The following is a 16091-nucleotide window of genomic DNA, read 5'->3' as shown; positions in this document are numbered from 1 at the left end:
TTATTGAAAGTCCATGATAATATTTCCGATTTCTGGAGCATTGCCCATCGCTTCATACAAGAATTCATCTTTTCCTTTTCGTATTAATTCTTTCATTTCTTCGTTTAATACCATAATTTCATACAATGCTTTTCTTCCTCCTCCAGGAAGGGGAACAAGTCTTTGATTAATAACCATTTTTAAATTATTAGCTAATTGTGCTCTTACAATTCTAGATTGCTCCGGAGGATACATATCTACTATACGTTGTATTGCTTGTGGAGCCGTATTTGTATGTAACGTTCCTAAAACTAAGTGACCTGTTTCAGCATTTGTAACAGCAGCACTAACTGTTTCCAAATCACGCATTTCTCCAACAAGAATAACATCTGGGTCTTGTCTTAATACTGTTTTCATACTTTCTGCAAATGAAGAAGAATCTCTTCCGACTTCACGTTGAGTAACAATACAATTTTTATTCTTATGAATATACTCTACGGGTTCTTCAATCGTGGCAATATGTCCATGTTTTTGTTCATTTATATAATCCAAAACACTAGCAAGAGTGGTTGATTTACCGCTACCTGTTGGTCCTGTAACAAGAATCATTCCCCAAGATAGTAGAGCCATTTCTTTAATTACAGAAGGTAAGTTTAATTCATCTATTGGTATAATTTCTGTATTTATTTTACGAAATACACAACTCGGTTGTCCTTTTTGAAATATTAAACTTCCGCGAAATCTTGTTTTTCCTAAAGCGTAAGAAAAATCAATCGATTTCTTTTCGTAATATGTTCTTTGTTGCTCTGGTGATATAGCAAATAATGCTAATGCGTATACTTGGTCTCCTCTTATTATCGGTCCATCTTGAATTATTTTCCCATCTATTCGATAAGAAATTCTAGTATTGTGATTTAAATGCAAGTCACTTGCACCTTTATCAACCATTGTTTGTAATATTCTCTCCAAATCATTCATCTAATCATTCCTTTCCATTTAAAGATTAATTCTGTGGAATGAATAGCATAATTTGGTTTTAAATCAAGTTTTATGTACAAAAAAAGAAGGGAAGATTCCCTTCTTTTTACTGTGTTACTGGTTGTTCTGAATTAATTTGATTTTGTTCTGAAGTAGTATCTGGAGTAACTGGTTGTTCTGTAACAGGTTCTGATGGAGTTTCAACCGCCAATTGAGCTGTTTGAACTGCTGATTCTCCAATTTTTTGCCCTGTATCTGGATAATATGCAACAACTTGATATTGATAATCTTCTCCTTGATTAACACTACTGTCTAGGAAACTATTAGTAAATAACTCTTGTAATAGTTCACCATTTCTATATATTTGGTATTTCACACTATCACCCATGTTATCCCAACTTAAATAGAAAGATGAGTTATTATCATAAGATTCTGTTTGCAAATTCATTGGTATAACAGCTACCTCTTTAGCTTTTACTGTTACTGTTCTTGTAGCGGATGCTGTATTCAATGCTTTGTCACTAACATTATATGTAATAGTGTATGTGCCAGCTTTATTAGCGTCCACTGTTCCTGATATTTGAATATTTCCAGTAATGTCACCATCAGTTTCATCCGAAGCCGTTGCACCTGGTTCGGTATAAGCATCACCTTCAGTCAATGTTATGCTTGATTCTCCATTTAACTTAATGGTAGGAGGTTGACTATCTGGTTTTGGTGTTGTTTCAATTGATTCAGGGTTATCTAATCCACCATGTGCTTCATAATAGTTTAAAATCTTTTCACCCAATCGAGACCAGAATTCAGCCGCAAAACCACTACTTACGTTCAAATATCGTTTACTACTAATGGAATCGAATCCCATCCAAACGGAACCTACTATTTGTTCGTCAAAACCAACAAACCAAACATCTGCATTTACTTTCCCTTTAATTAATGGATGTTGTACAGTTCCTGTTTTTCCTGCTATCTCTCTACCAGGAATTTGGGCTTTACGTGCACTTCCGTTTGCTACTGTATTACGAAGCATATCCTTTATATCACTCGCATTTTGAGGTTTAATAACAGGATTCTTTTCTGTAACAGCTTTATACAGAATGTTTTTATTTGCATCTTCAATTTTTTTAACTGCATGGGCAGGTGTTCTAATTCCTTTGTTTGCAAATGCTTGGTAGCTATCCGCCATTTCTAATGGACTTACGCCACCTTCGAAACCACCCAATGCAACTCCGAGTGTTTTTTCTTGCGACATGTCTATTCCTAATTTGTTAGCATATTCTTTAGCATAATTTAGACCTACTTGTTGTAAAGTCCAAACAGCTGGAATATTCCAAGATTGCCTTAAAGCCTCTTTCATTGTTACATATCCTCGACCACCGTTATCCCAATCTTTTACAACATAACCACCAGGGAATACATGACCTTTTTCATCTAACAAACTAGAGTAAGGAGTAAATTTTCCTGATTCTAGAGCTGGACCATATGCGACAACAGGTTTAATCGTGGAACCAGGTTGTTTTTTTAATCGATATGCCCGGTTAAACCCTAGAAAATCTTCAGGTTTTGGTTTGTCCCTTCCTCCTGTAAATGCAATTAGTTCACCGTTTTTGGGATTCACTAATACAGTAGAACTTTCAACCTTTGTTCCATCTACAGCATTTTCGGGGAAGTTTTCATCCTTCTCATATTCTTTGCGGATAATGGTATAAACATCAGTATTAAAGGATGTATGAATTGCATAACCGCCCTTTAATACATCATGAGAAGATACATTCAGTTTTTTAGCAGTCTCAAATATTGCGTAATCAACTAGTTCTTGATATTTAACTTTTTGTTCATCAAATACCATTCTTGGCTTACTTAAAACCATAAGTGGTTTTTGTAGTGCTTTTTGATATTCTTCCTCAGTTATTTTCTTAGTTGTTTTTAAATTTTTAAGAACAATATTTCTTCTTTCAAGAGCCAATTCTGGGTGTCTGAATGGGTCATATTGAGTAGGGGATTTTAATAGAGCTGCTATTAATGCACCTTTCGCAATCCGTTCTTCTCTTGGAAGCTTTTTGAATTGCTCAAAAGTGTTACCGAAGTAAGTCCTTACAGCATCTTTTACCCCATATGCTCTCCATAAAAACTCAACATCATTCATGTACATTTCTAAGATTTCTTCCTTACTAAATTCTTTCTCTAGTGCGGTAGCATATACCATTTCTTTAAATTTTCTGTCGAATGATTTTTTAGAATTTAAATGAGTATTTTTTATTAACTGTTGCGTTAACGTACTTCCTCCTTGTACCAAAGAACCATCTGCTTGGAGAATAGCAAGAGCTGCTCGACTAATAGCCTTTACATTAATTCCAGCGTGTTCAAAGAACACTCTGTCTTCAGTTGATATAATGGAATCAATAATTTCCTTTGGTGTTTCATTATACTTAGCAATTTCTCTTCTATCGTTATAAAACCTAGCCAGTGGTTTGTCATTCTTATCATACACAACAGTTGGTGTTGTATTAAGTAAAAAAGTATCTTTTTTAATTTCCGTTCCTTCAATTCTTCTGAAGAATAAACCTACTAATAGCAATGAAATAAACAATGATATTATAAGTGCCGGAAAAAATGATTTTATAAGTCTCATGCGCATTCCTCTTTCCTCTTAAAGACGAATGTTCCACGATTTTGTTAATATGTAATTTAGTATTTTCAATATTTTTCTTCAAACCCTTTCTTTTTCTTCATTTCTGCGAAAAATAATTGAGCTTACTTACTAAGTAATTCAATAACAGTTTAGACATTTTGTTTTAGAAAGAGGGCATTTCATTCGTTATTATATATGCGTATTGTTTCATATTAAGAGGTGTTTGAATTGGAAACAAGATTTACTCCGTTAACTAAAATAGAATTTACCGTTATAAGGGATTATTATGTAAGTAATGACCACGTTCAAGGTATATACTTCTTACTTTATGACGAAAGTACAAAAGAACTATCCACTATATTTTTAAAAAGAGAAGATATCACGAATGAAGTGAATTGGAACAAAAAAGGCTTCTTTAAAAAAGACCTATATTCTCTTGTAGTTGAGAAGGGGAGAGGGAAAGAAAACAAAGTAATCATAGAACAGGGGTCATTAAATATACGTAAGAAAAACGCATTCGGTGATATTGTTGATAAAAAGAAACCAGCAGAAAGAACTACATTTTATTTGGCTCCATCTATTTTTAAACCATTTTAAAAATAGTAAGCTTGGAATTATATATTTTCAAGCTTACTTTTTTCTTTTTTGAATTTAATAATAAAAAATAGGAGGAGAGAAAACCCTCCACCTATTCTGTATTTATTTTTAATTAAGCAGTTCTATTTTCCAGATATGTTTTAATATCTCCAACTGTTTTGAAGTGTTCAAATTCTGTTAACGGTTCATATTCTGGTTGAATATTGAACGCCTCGTGCAAATCAAGAAGAATATGCCCCATTTTAAAGATATTTTCATCTAATACTTTTTTCAACTGCATATCTTCTGATAGTTTATTTCTTTTAATACTCGCTCTTTTTAGGAAAACATTTTTCATTTCACTTGTTATTTTTTCTTCTGTTTCAATATGTATAGATACGACCATTTTCAATCACCTTTCTATTTATGAATCTCATATTTCCCTACAGGTATATTTGCAAAATCAACTTCTTTTCCAACATCAAAATGTTGTGACAGATAACGTACTTCACTTTTATCTGTGTTTTTAAATAAAGCCCATTCATCCACAATAGGTTTCATTGTTTTAGGAATATTAGAAGGTCTATTGCATGAGATAACAATGTCTAATGATTTAGAATCAATTACTTCGAAAAGAAGCTTAATATTTCCTTTGAAGAAAAGGGTAGATACTTCATCCGCAATAATGTTGACATCTAAGTCTTTTCTTTGACTAACTTTATAAAGAAGCATATACATCATTGCTCTTAAATGGTCGGAGTGAATACTTTTTGATTTAACAATGACTACTTCGTTTTCTTCTAACAACTCTATAATATGTGTTAAAGGTTTTTGTTTCAGGATAATTTTTTTCGGAATTCTTTCTACTAATTGTCTAGCATACTCCGGCTCGCCCCATTTATCATCCAAAGAAACACTTAAACGTTCAATTGATTCTTGAATAATATTTGGTAATTTTTCTTCTTTTGTTTCTCTGAAAATATCTTCTGCTTTTCTATATAAACATCTACTTGATTGTAGATAGCCTGCATTTAGAATTTTAACTTCTTCAAGCGTAAGGTCTTCCATTAATGGGTGATAGCTTTCTAAATCCGCTATAACTCCTTTTATATCATTAAAATCGTTATTAAAATCGAAAATCAATTTTCGTTTTTTGGATTCATTAATCATTTTTTTTACTACTTTTGTTTTGCCAACACGCGGTTGTCCTATTTGAATACGCAGCATTATATATTTCACCTCAGTAATAGTTGTCAACATTTAATTTGTATTGTCAGTATATAAAAACAAAAAACAAAAAACAGGGTTTTATGAAATTATTTTATTTTAATTCAGAATTAAAATTTGGAAATTGAAAAAAATAACGATTAATTACTGAAAAAAAACGACTTAAAAAGTCGTTTTTTAGTTACCTTGTAATAGTTGAGTAATCATTTGCGGATTTTGGTTTGCTTGAGATAGCATAGCCATGCCACTTTGAACAAGAACTTTATTCTTTGTCATTTCGCTAACCTCTTTTGCCATATCAGCATCTTCAACTCTAGATTTAGCAGATGCTAAATTAGTTGACATTGAACTCATATTATCAATATTAAATTGTAATCTATTTAAACTAGCACCAAAACCTGCTCTTTTATCGGATATTTCAGTAACTGCTTCGTCAAGTTGCAACAAAGCATTTGAAGCATTTGCCGCAGAAGTGATGTCCGCACTTAAACCTGCTGCACCACCAGCTGCCGCGAGATTCATTCCAGATGTTTGTGCATCGATTAAATTAATATCCATCGAGTCATTTGCAACATCTGATAATTGAATTTTAATTACAGCTGCACCAGCATTTAATAAATCAACGCCGTTAAAGGTAGTATTAGTTGCGATATGGTCTATTTCTGTTTTCAATTGTGTATACTCAGAATTTAACGAATCTCTATCTGTTGTATTATTTGTTCCGTTGGCAGATTGTACTGCTAATTCTCTCATACGTTGTAAAATATTTGTGATAGAGCCTAAAGCAGCTTCAGCTGTTTGTACTAAAGAAATACCATCGTTTGAGTTTCTAACTCCTACATCCATTCCTCGCATTTTAGTTTGCATTCTTGATGAAATTGCTAATCCTGCTGCATCGTCAGCCGCAGTGTTAATTCTTTTACCAGAACTTAATCTGTTCATAGCATTTTCTAAATTCATGCTATTCTTTCTTAAATTATTTTGTGTTTGCATACTTACTATATTTGTATTGATTTTCATGTAATTACCCCCCAGTAATATTTACACTCTATGTAACGAAGGGATAAAAACGAACTTTAACATTTTTTTCACAAAAAAATTGATTTTTATTTCTTTTTGGGTTAAATTGTTGGTTTTTCAACATGAATTTCCGAGGATAAGGACATTACATATCATTTAAGCAATATATCAAGGATTTTATTGAATTAATAATAATAAAATAATAATAGGCTTTTTTAGGGGATGTATTTTTTATGAAAGATGAGCCTCCTCACCAATTCCTTATTAGCAGGGGAGGGGATTGCAATTCAAAATAAAATACCTTAACAAGCAATTTTATTTTTATAATTATTTTAAAGAATTTGAAATATACAAGATTAATAAAAGAGAGCTAAAATTATTAACCATGTGTCGGGGAGAGTTGAAAATGATAACAGAAAGAAATAAAAACATTTTAAATAAACTTATGGAATATACAATTCCAAAAGATATTGTTCCTGTTTATGATTTGCTTGCAAAATATCCTGAACGACTACGCTTTGTGAAAGACCATAATGGCGTGAAAAATCTAGTGTTTATTTCAACCGCTCCATCAGAAAGTTTTATTTTTGAAGTTCCGTATTTTTCAATCATAACTAAGAAAAAAGGGAAGGCACCTCATACTTTTGAATCAAAAGTAAGTTATACTCCAGAAGATATATACAAGGAGATAGAAACCTTTTTTAAAAGTACCAACGAAATTCTATTTGTAGGAATAGGTTTTGCAGAAAACGAAGTAACGAAAGAAGATTACCTTGAAATATTAAACATGATGGAAGAAACAAAATGCAACATTGTTGATGCTTTTGTAACACTAAGAAGATTTCCTGATTGGTATAATGAAGAAGCAGAATTACCTTTTTACATAAACAAAGAAAAAGAATATCTTAAACAATTTGAAGAAAGTGAAAAAGCATTTTTAATACAGAAAAAACAAGAAATTCTTAGTTCACTGCATCAAGTCGTTGAAGAAAATGATGAAGAAAAATTCCATAAATTAAGTAATCAAATTCGAAACATAAATAAACAATTAAAAGAATATGCAAAACAATAAATTTTAATTAAATAAAAATAGAGATACGAATTCGCATCTCTATTTTTTTCTATTAATATACTTGAATATTTTATCAATATCCGCAATATGTTTAGGTATATTTAATTCTGCTACCTTTTTGGGCATGCCATAAATAACCGCAGTTTTTTCACTTTCACAAATAACAGTTCCGCCCGATTGATGTATAGCCAATGCCCCTTGAGCACCGTCATCACCCATACCTGTTAAAACAATCGCTGTTTTATTAATATTAGAATCTAATCTCGCAACAGATGCTAATAACATATTTACTGAAGGTCTATAGACACTTTTAGTATCAAGTTTTTTTGTTAATACTAAATGCAATTTGTTACCTCTTTTAAAAACTTCAACACTGTAACCTCCTGGACAAAGATATGCAAATCCTTTATTAACTTCTTCTCCATTTTCAATTTCTTTTACTTTGTAATATGAATGTCCATTTAACTTTTCTGCCAAAGACTGAATAAATCCACCTTCTGGCATGTGTTGTGCAATTACAATAGGGGCATTAAATTCCTTTGGAATAGTAGACATTAATATTCTAAGCGCTGTCGGTCCACCTGTCGATGAACCAATTGCTACAATATGGTCTATATTCGCATGATTATAGGTCATTTTTTTACTTGTAGCCATTTCATAACTAATTACCTTACTTTTTGAAGCAGCGATTAATTTTGAGCGAATTTCATCGGATTTATCGTAGAAAGAATTAGATGACTCATCGTTATCTTTTGTTATGAAATCAATAGCCCCTAAATCAAGAGCCTCCAATGTTTTTCTTGCTCCCTCTTTTACTAAAGAACTAATCATAAGCACAGGAATTCTTCTAATCTTCATAATTTCTTTTAATGTTTCTATTCCATCCATCTCTGGCATTTTAATATCCAGTGTTATCACATCAATTTTATTATTTGACATCACTTCTTTTATTGCTTCTTTACCATTAGACACAGAAGCAACTACTTTGATTTCTGTTTCAGTTGTACTTTCTAAAATATCCTTCAACAAAACTCTTATGAAGATGGAGTCGTCCACAATCATAACATTTATTGCCATAATACCCCTCCTGTTATCTATAAACATTCAAACTTTGTAGCTTATACCACATTTAGATAAATGAGTAAAATAATATTCTCTATATTTTAAAAAATTACGAACTATTTATCTATTTATTTCCAAAGCCAAACATCTCTTTTGAAATTTCTCAACTTTGCCGTTTATTTCTGTTTTTTCAAAAGGAATTGCGTTTTTAAATAAAAATACTTAAATAAAAGTGCGTTATGTATGTATTTTGCTTATTTTTATATGGAAATCGCTTTATTAAGAGAAATTATTCTAAAATCAAACTTTTGGTGAGAATAGATTTTCATTTTAAAAAGTAGAAGGGAGGAGAGTATAAATGGGAACAGCTGTAATTCCAATTGGACACGAAAACTTTCTTCCATCAGATAAAATATTGGCTATATTATCTAGAGATACTAGGTCTATCAAACCAATGATTTCAAAAGCAGAACTAAACCAAAGATTGGTAGATGCTACGTTTGGTCGCAGTGTAAAATCCGTTATTCTCACATCAGATAATTTTGTAGTTTTATCATCTATGAAACCTAAAACTTTAGCAGAACGTTATTCAGAAGAAACTGGATTATCTATTATGTCTTGTGGGGGAGATAATCATATCCCAAATAACCAAGTTACTGCAATATTACAAAAAGATTCGCAACCAATCAAAGAAATGTTGAAATTGGCAAGAGCACAAGACAAAGTTATAAATGCACAAATGGGGAAAGCCATGAAAGGTATTGTGTTAACATCTTCCGGTTACTTTATCTTATCTTTTTTGTCTCCGGAAACAATTGCAAAAAAAAGATATGCAAAAGGTAATGAAGAACAATCTCACAATAGAAAAAGGGGGGAAGCCTAGTAGTTTTCTAGGCACATTATGCAAACTATCACACACAAATGTCCTGATTGTAAAGGAAAATTTAAACTTATTAAAACTTCTCATTCTATAAAAACACGAGACGAAAGAAGAAGAAGAATAAACATAGATAAAATTCCAACATTGGAATGCATTATTTGTGGTCATAGAGAGTTTTCTACAAAAGGGGAAGAACTCATACAGGATGTAAAACACATGGTTAAGCTAGGACTGGAAGATTTGGCAAAAAAAGAAGAATTAGAATTGCATTCTAAACAAGAGAACACAATTACAAATGTTTTAAAAAGACTTATTGGTTGATGAAAGAGAGGAGGGGATTACGAAATGTCTGAATTCAATCGTTATGAATTAGTGCATTTAATAGCACAAAGAGCTAAGGAAAAAGAAATCCGTGGTAGAAATCCTTTACAACAAGAGGACTATATGCCTACGATAAATAAAATCAAAGAGCGAAAAAACTTTGTTAAGGAAGCTCATGATGAAATTCTACAAGAATTAAAAAATGGAACTTTTAAAATTAACAGAGAAACTCTACAAGAGAACACAAAAATCGAAAAGTAAACAGTTTGGCGTTTTTTATGACGCCAAACTGTTTTTTTATTTAATTTTTTGTGTAATAATTGTGTTATCCTACAAATTCTACAGTTGTTCTATATGTAGGTTTATGCTACATATAGAGTACAAGTGGTATTATAATATTATATAAGTAAAGGAGGAACCATATGAAAACCGTACAAGAGGAACTTGAAAATAAATATTGGAAGATTGGAAAATTCGCCAAATTCATCGGCAAACACAATAATACAGTCGACAATTGGTTCAAAGACCTTGAAAAAGAAAAAATTCATTACGTACAAAGGGTGGGGAAAGAGAAAGTCTATGATGAATTAGACCTAGAGATAGCAAAATATATTAGTCAAAAGCGAGACGAAGGATGGACACTAGAAGCTATTTATCTATCTTTACAAAATGGAGATGCAAATTTAGAAATCCGCTCAGACTACATACCCGATGAAGATGACACGGCGCTTATTACGGAGAGACACATTCAATCGATACGTGAAGAGTTAAAAGAAGAAATGCTTACTCAATTTAAAGGTTTAAATGAGGCTTTCTCTCAGTTTGCACAAGAAGAACTAGGCAAGAAACTTCTGCTAGAGGATAAAGCTACTCAGAGACAAAGAAGACTAGAGGATTTAATAACTCAACGTAGGGTGGTTGATAAACTTAGAAAAGAAGCTAAATTAAAATGGATGGAACAACCAGAGGACGAACGTTTTATAAAAGTTGGGATATTCCGTAAAAAAATAGAAAACATGGATAAGAAGAACGAATTTATCGAAGAATATGTTTCAGTGAATTATGAGAAAGAGTTACTAACCATGTTTGGAAATGAAACTGAATCTCTTGAACATACAAAATCATAACCTTTAATAAAAAGAGAGAGCCGTAAGCTCTCTCTTTTTTTACCAATTATCATAGAATTCTTGTTTTTCTTTATCTTCTTCTTTATCTTCTTCTTTTTCTTGTGCCGGAACAGCTACATCAACAGTTTGAGGTTGAACAACTGGCTCGATTTTTACTTCTTCTTTTTTCACTTCTGGCTCCACTGTCTTTGGTTCTACCTTTTCTTCAACAGTAACCTTTTCAACAGGAACAGCGAAAGTTTCTTCTTTTTTCGTATCTTCTAACACATTAACAATCGGTCTTTCATTTTCAAATCTAACTGGTTGTTGCGTAGGGACTGTTACTGGGCTTTCTGTTGGAACATAAACAACACTAGAAGGATTAATCGTTTCTTCTAGTTGGCTTTCTTGTTGTTCTCTAATTGCTCCTTCTAAATCACGAACTTGAGGTATGTATTTTGCTAAGTTTCTCACACCATTGAGCAATATTTCTTGTTCCATAAGATAGCGCATTGAATCAGAGAAATTTTCCTGTGCTTCTATCCAACTTAACAGGGTAGGGGAATAAGCATCTTTAGACTGCATTCTAAAACCTAGTTGTTTTCCTTCAAGTTTCGGTGTTCCATCGTCAGATGTTTTAACATTACCTGTCCTATCCTTAGCTAATTTGAAAAATCTTTTAGCTGTTGATATATCAATAGGGTATTCTTCTATAGCCTGTGCAAAGATTTCTTCTTCTTTATTCTTTTTCATATTCCTTTTTCACCTCGCTCTACATATTTAGTCCCTCTTGAAAGAGGGACTAAATAGTTTATTATTCTACAGATTCTGCTACTTTAGCTGTTTGGTCCGCTGTTTTCTTTTGGAAAACTTCGTGATTAACAAATGCATTTAAACCTAAAGCGTTCATTTTTACAGCTAATGAAGCTGGTGCGTAAATTACTTGTGCTTTTCCTGTAGATTCAGCAAGACTCTTTACTTCTTCATACATGAATTCTTTAAGCGGGATGCTTCCTCCACCATATACTAAAATATAGTCAACATCCAGTCTAGCAGCACGCAATTGACGATTTAATTCTTCTAAGATATCATTCGCTTGTTCTCTTAAGAATGGTTCGATTTTATTGTAAGCTTTTGTATGGAATTGAGGATTTCTCTCTTTTCTTAAAATTTGGTCGAATTCTAAACGAGTTAATTCAGGAATATTGATTTCATTTCCAAAATCAGAAAGAATAGCATCAATTGCATGTCCAATTCCTAAATCTTTACCAGTAATAAACGCAGGGTCAGGACTAGGAGTTGTTAATGGGAATTCTGTTGTTCCTGAGCCGATATCTACATGAAGAATTCTAGATTTAGAGACTTTTTTACCACTTACACTTTCTAAATTGTATTCTTCCATTAATTCTTTAAATAGTTCATTTGATAATTCTTCATTACCTTCTACACTATCAAGGAACCAATATACAGAAGAAGCTTCTGGCGTTACATAAACCTTATTGAACTCTATGTTAACCTTAACATTCACTTCACCTAAATGAACCATTACAGTATGAGGTCCAGTTAAATACTTTTCAGTGAATACTTCTTTATACTTTTTGTCTTCATAATATTCTCTAATTGGCAATGCAGTTGTCATTTCAATTGATACATTAATAGTATCTCCATTTTGAGGTTGTCTTCTTGTTTTTTCATAATGATTTTTCACTGCATATGCACTTACAAGACCTAAAGTATTAATCATAGGAATCTCAGAATTACTTTTCTTTTCGTAACCTACCATAAATTCATTTGGCTTTTTACCACTATTTAGAGCACTATGTCCTATTAAATATATTCCTGAACTTACACTTGGCGATGTAATTGTCGCTACTATTCTATCATTAATTTCAGATAAGGCTGTAGTAGTAGAAACATTATCATAACCTTTTAAATTGAAAATTCGGCGATTTACGTTTGGTTGAGTAAGGAATGTATTGTTGATAACTGCATCATGGTTCGCATTGCCGTTATCATTACCCATTTTGAATTCATAACTTGTAGACATAACTTGCATCTCCCTTATTTATGTTTTTTATTTTTTTGGTTTTTTTTACCGTGACTAAACTATAACATATTAAGGTATATAGTTGTCAATAGCTTTGTGCATACTTGTGTTAAAAAATTAATATACTTTTTATATACTAAATACATACCTTGTATATACACAGTATACAAACATGTATATACAAAGTATATATTTCGTTTTCTAAGCAAAAAACGCCAGGGGGAACCTGACGTTTTTTACTCATCTAAAAATTCTCTTAATCTTTGACTTCTGCTAGGGTGTCTAAGTTTACGTACCGCTTTAGCTTCAATTTGTCTTACGCGTTCACGAGTAACACCGAAAATTCTTCCTACTTCTTCTAATGTTTTAGGGTCTTGTTCATCCAATCCCCAACGAAGCCTGATAACCATTTCTTCTCTTTCTGTTAATGAATCTAATGCTTCTTCCAAAGCATCTTTGAGAATAGCATCTCTTGTTGATTTATACGGAGTAGGATTGTCTTTATCTTGAATAAAATCATTTAAGTTGCTACTTTCACTACCTTTTACTTGAATGTCAGTAGATATTGTTTCTTGTGCATACTTCCAATAGCTTCTTACTTTTTCTGGAGTAATATCCATAGCAATAGCCATTTCTTCATCTAAAGGGTCTCTTCCTAATTCCTGTGTCATTTGTTTAAAGATTCTTTTCATTTTATTAATTGTATCAATCATGTGAACTGGAATACGAATAACCCTAGATTTATCAGCTACAGACCTCGTAATAGCCTGTCTTATCCACCAAGTTGCATATGTGCTGAACTTATATCCCTTTGTATAATCAAACTTATCAATAGCTTTCATAAGTCCGATATTTCCTTCATTTATTAAATCTAAGAAGGGCATGCCTCTTCCCATGTGTTTTTTAGCTATAGAAATAACTAATCTAAGATTAGATTCAGCTAGTAATTCCTTAGATTTAGTGTCGCCTTCACTAGCTTGCTTCGCATAAATGTATTCCTTTTCCGGAGAAAGTAAAGGAATATCTCCTATTTTTTTTAGGTAAATTTTTATTCCATCTTCCGCTTCAATTCCGTCGTCATCTTCAGGCGATAACTCAAAATCATCATCCTCATCAAAAAATATTTCTTCTTCAGAATCTAAATCTGGCTCTAAATCATCTAAGTCTTTTAAATCATCATCTTTCGTTTCATCTACTTTATCTTTTGTTTTTACAATCTTACTGTCATCTTTTTTGGTAACAAATTTAATATTAACTTCTTCTAAAACATAATTATTTATCGCCTGCAATTTTTCTTTCGATAAACTTTCCACTTCAAGCGCATCTATTATGTCGCTTTCATTCATAAATCCATTTTTAAGGCTAAGAAGAATCGTGTGTTGTACATTGGATTCTTGAATACTAAACACTGTGGAACCACCACCTTACACAAAACAAAAAACAAAAAAACAAAAAAAGTTAATTTTTGTAACGAAATATGATATGTATTAAAAACAACGACACATTCAAAACTTACTTAAACGATTTAGAAAAGGGGTGAGAAAATGAAGAATCATATTGAAAAATTATCTGATAAACTCTCAGACTATTATAATGATGAAGAGTGGGATGCATTAGTTGAGTTACTTGATAGTTTAGAATTCAAATACAACAAAACTAGCTATCATTTGGTCAATATAAAACAAAAATTAGAAAAGTCAACAGATTTTAATATGGATAACTATTACGATGAAGTATGCAATCCTCTTTATTATGAAACCGAAAGTTTTGTAATCGCTATGCGTTCAACTGCCGATATTATTATGCATATAATTAATAGAACTATGAAATTAGGAATTGAAAGTAGCAAGGTGAATTTAAGTACAGTCTATAAACATCCAAAGACAACCAAAACAATTAAAAATATTCTTCATCGTTACACGCATAATAGAGATAGCGCTTTGTGGAATTTCTTTTACCAATTTAGAAATGAAATTGTTCATGAAAAGAGTATTACGCAAACATTACCTATTACAATTAACTTTTTTAATGGACCTCAACCATTAGCATATTTTGAAATTAATGGTCAAAAACAAAATGTAGTAATCTATTTAGAAACCGCACTAAATTTTTTAAAAAGATTTGTTATTCATTTATTTGAACAAATTGAAATTACAGTAGAACGTAACTTTAGCTAGTATTTTACTAGCTTTTTTATTTAATTATTTAAGATAAGGCATCATTCGACACGAGTTATTAAGGAAGGGAAGGATGCTACAAGGAAAAATAAAACACCGTCCAATCATAATGGACGGTGTTCTTTTCTTATTAATTACATCTACATGGATAACTGTTGCAATAACGACAACACTTACAATATCTTCCCGATTGACCACACTCATCACAGCATTCACATGGATACGAGTCGCATCGTCTACAGCAACGACAATTCGCTTCTCCACATTCATCACAGCATTCGCACGGATAACTGTTACATTTTCTACAACAACGACAATTCGCTTCTCCACATTCTCGACAACAGCGACACGGATATTGGTCACAGTTATCGCAGCATCTACAATGACTCTCAGGTTCATTACATCCTCTACAACGAGTTTCATACTTTTCATCTTCATAGTCTCTTTCTCGTTGGCTACGTCCTAAAATATCATCAGCTTCCTCCACCTTATGTCGATAGCCGCCATGCCTTCTATAAAAGTAAGCATCGTCTTCCGCTTGTTTTTTTCGGTACTCTTCTTCAGTAATACCACTCTGTTTTTTCGTGTTTGTATAGGCAATTCCAGAATTTTTACGATTAGACCTTTCTTCATAATCAAAATATCCATCATCACTTGTTTTTCTTTTAGGTTTTCTACTTCTTTCATTTCTAAAGTTATCATCATCACTTGTATTAATTCCATCAGAGCTCGATGCAGCCAACAACCAACCTGCCGCCATGACCACACCAAAGAATGCTACAATTCCATAAAGAAGAGAATTTGAAAGTGCCCATAAGAATAAGAAGATGGAACCTATAAAGAACAGTACACTCCCTATAATTCTTTTTGCTAATGCATAAAATACTATTAACAAAACACAAACTAATTCCACCATTGCAGCATTAGGTAAGTCAAAAATATACCAAATTCCAGCTATGATTGTTGCTAAAATGACTAACATAATTTCCTCCTTGTTTTCCTCTTTTTTCTCTT

17 protein-coding genes are annotated in these 16091 nt (G+C 32.1%); 7 read left to right on the top strand and 10 right to left on the bottom strand.

What is annotated here, in order from left to right; all coding sequences use genetic code 11:
- Together PDL00_RS00355 and PDL00_RS00350 are read right to left on the bottom strand one after the other, a co-directional pair.
- Complete coding sequence (locus tag PDL00_RS00355; protein WP_098007161.1) at nt 1–957, bottom strand: type IV pilus twitching motility protein PilT; 957 nt, start codon at nt 955–957, stop codon at nt 1–3.
- 106 nt (nt 958–1063) lie between these two features.
- Complete coding sequence (locus tag PDL00_RS00350; protein ID WP_270725280.1) at nt 1064–3589, bottom strand: transglycosylase domain-containing protein; 2526 nt, start codon at nt 3587–3589, stop codon at nt 1064–1066.
- A gap of 228 nt (nt 3590–3817) precedes the next feature.
- Between PDL00_RS00350 and PDL00_RS00345 the strand changes: the two genes are divergently transcribed.
- Nucleotides 3818–4186, top strand: coding sequence for a hypothetical protein (locus tag PDL00_RS00345; protein WP_098517575.1), 369 nt, complete (start codon nt 3818–3820; stop codon nt 4184–4186).
- Nucleotides 4187–4298: 112 nt separating this feature from the next.
- Here PDL00_RS00345 and PDL00_RS00340 read toward each other — a convergent pair whose 3' ends face one another.
- The 3 genes from PDL00_RS00340 to PDL00_RS00330 all read right to left on the bottom strand — a co-directional run bounded on the left by PDL00_RS00340 (nt 4299) and on the right by PDL00_RS00330 (nt 6412).
- Nucleotides 4299–4571 (bottom strand): hypothetical protein, encoded by a 273-nt coding sequence (locus PDL00_RS00340; RefSeq protein ID WP_098007164.1) that lies wholly within the window; start codon nt 4569–4571, stop codon nt 4299–4301.
- Between the two features lie 14 nt (nt 4572–4585).
- Complete coding sequence (locus tag PDL00_RS00335; RefSeq protein WP_098517576.1) at nt 4586–5392, bottom strand: hypothetical protein; 807 nt, start codon at nt 5390–5392, stop codon at nt 4586–4588.
- Nucleotides 5393–5569: 177 nt separating this feature from the next.
- The gene (locus PDL00_RS00330) at nt 5570–6412 is read right to left on the bottom strand and encodes a flagellin N-terminal helical domain-containing protein (protein ID WP_098517577.1); all 843 of its coding nucleotides are present in this window, start codon (nt 6410–6412) and stop codon (nt 5570–5572) included.
- A gap of 280 nt (nt 6413–6692) precedes the next feature.
- On the opposite strand from PDL00_RS00330, the gene PDL00_RS00325 reads away from it, so the two are divergent.
- A complete protein-coding gene (locus tag PDL00_RS00325) occupies nt 6693–7484 on the top strand; it encodes a hypothetical protein (RefSeq protein WP_270725276.1) in 792 nt (263 codons plus the stop codon).
- A gap of 39 nt (nt 7485–7523) precedes the next feature.
- Here PDL00_RS00325 and cheB read toward each other — a convergent pair whose 3' ends face one another.
- The gene (gene cheB, locus PDL00_RS00320; protein WP_270725274.1) at nt 7524–8561 is read right to left on the bottom strand and encodes a chemotaxis-specific protein-glutamate methyltransferase CheB; all 1038 of its coding nucleotides are present in this window, start codon (nt 8559–8561) and stop codon (nt 7524–7526) included.
- A gap of 343 nt (nt 8562–8904) precedes the next feature.
- On the opposite strand from cheB, the gene PDL00_RS00315 reads away from it, so the two are divergent.
- The 4 genes from PDL00_RS00315 (at nt 8905) to PDL00_RS00300 (ending at nt 10874) form a co-directional block, all read left to right on the top strand.
- Nucleotides 8905–9429 (top strand): DUF370 domain-containing protein, encoded by a 525-nt coding sequence (locus tag PDL00_RS00315; protein ID WP_098517580.1) that lies wholly within the window; start codon nt 8905–8907, stop codon nt 9427–9429.
- Between the two features lie 18 nt (nt 9430–9447).
- Nucleotides 9448–9747 (top strand): hypothetical protein, encoded by a 300-nt coding sequence (locus tag PDL00_RS00310; protein WP_098007340.1) that lies wholly within the window; start codon nt 9448–9450, stop codon nt 9745–9747.
- Between the two features lie 24 nt (nt 9748–9771).
- Entirely contained in the window at nt 9772–10008 is a 237-nt protein-coding gene (locus tag PDL00_RS00305; protein ID WP_270725268.1) for a DNA-directed RNA polymerase subunit omega, read from the top strand.
- Nucleotides 10009–10169: 161 nt separating this feature from the next.
- Nucleotides 10170–10874 carry a hypothetical protein gene (locus PDL00_RS00300; RefSeq protein ID WP_270725266.1) on the top strand — a complete coding sequence of 235 codons (705 nt, stop codon included), beginning with the start codon at nt 10170–10172 and terminating at the stop codon, nt 10872–10874.
- Nucleotides 10875–10913: 39 nt separating this feature from the next.
- Here the strand turns inward: PDL00_RS00300 and PDL00_RS00295 are convergent, their stop codons facing one another.
- The 3 genes from PDL00_RS00295 to PDL00_RS00285 all read right to left on the bottom strand — a co-directional run bounded on the left by PDL00_RS00295 (nt 10914) and on the right by PDL00_RS00285 (nt 14309).
- Nucleotides 10914–11606, bottom strand: coding sequence for a hypothetical protein (locus PDL00_RS00295; protein ID WP_270725264.1), 693 nt, complete (start codon nt 11604–11606; stop codon nt 10914–10916).
- Between the two features lie 61 nt (nt 11607–11667).
- Nucleotides 11668–12900, bottom strand: coding sequence for a ParM/StbA family protein (locus tag PDL00_RS00290; RefSeq protein WP_270725261.1), 1233 nt, complete (start codon nt 12898–12900; stop codon nt 11668–11670).
- 236 nt (nt 12901–13136) lie between these two features.
- Entirely contained in the window at nt 13137–14309 is a 1173-nt protein-coding gene (locus PDL00_RS00285; protein ID WP_270725259.1) for a sigma-70 family RNA polymerase sigma factor, read from the bottom strand.
- A 135-nt stretch (nt 14310–14444) separates the two neighbouring features.
- Between PDL00_RS00285 and PDL00_RS00280 the strand changes: the two genes are divergently transcribed.
- Nucleotides 14445–15077 carry a hypothetical protein gene (locus PDL00_RS00280; protein ID WP_270725256.1) on the top strand — a complete coding sequence of 211 codons (633 nt, stop codon included), beginning with the start codon at nt 14445–14447 and terminating at the stop codon, nt 15075–15077.
- A gap of 130 nt (nt 15078–15207) precedes the next feature.
- Here PDL00_RS00280 and PDL00_RS00275 read toward each other — a convergent pair whose 3' ends face one another.
- Nucleotides 15208–16059, bottom strand: a complete 852-nt coding sequence (locus PDL00_RS00275) for a hypothetical protein (protein ID WP_270725254.1) — start codon at nt 16057–16059, stop codon at nt 15208–15210.
- Nucleotides 16060–16091 lie beyond the last annotated feature (32 nt).

It is taken from the genome of Bacillus cereus group sp. TH152-1LC, assembly GCF_027710505.1.
In the GTDB taxonomy this organism is placed as follows: domain Bacteria; phylum Bacillota; class Bacilli; order Bacillales; family Bacillaceae_G; genus Bacillus_A; species Bacillus_A mobilis.
This window is presented reverse-complemented; position numbering and strand designations above follow the sequence as displayed.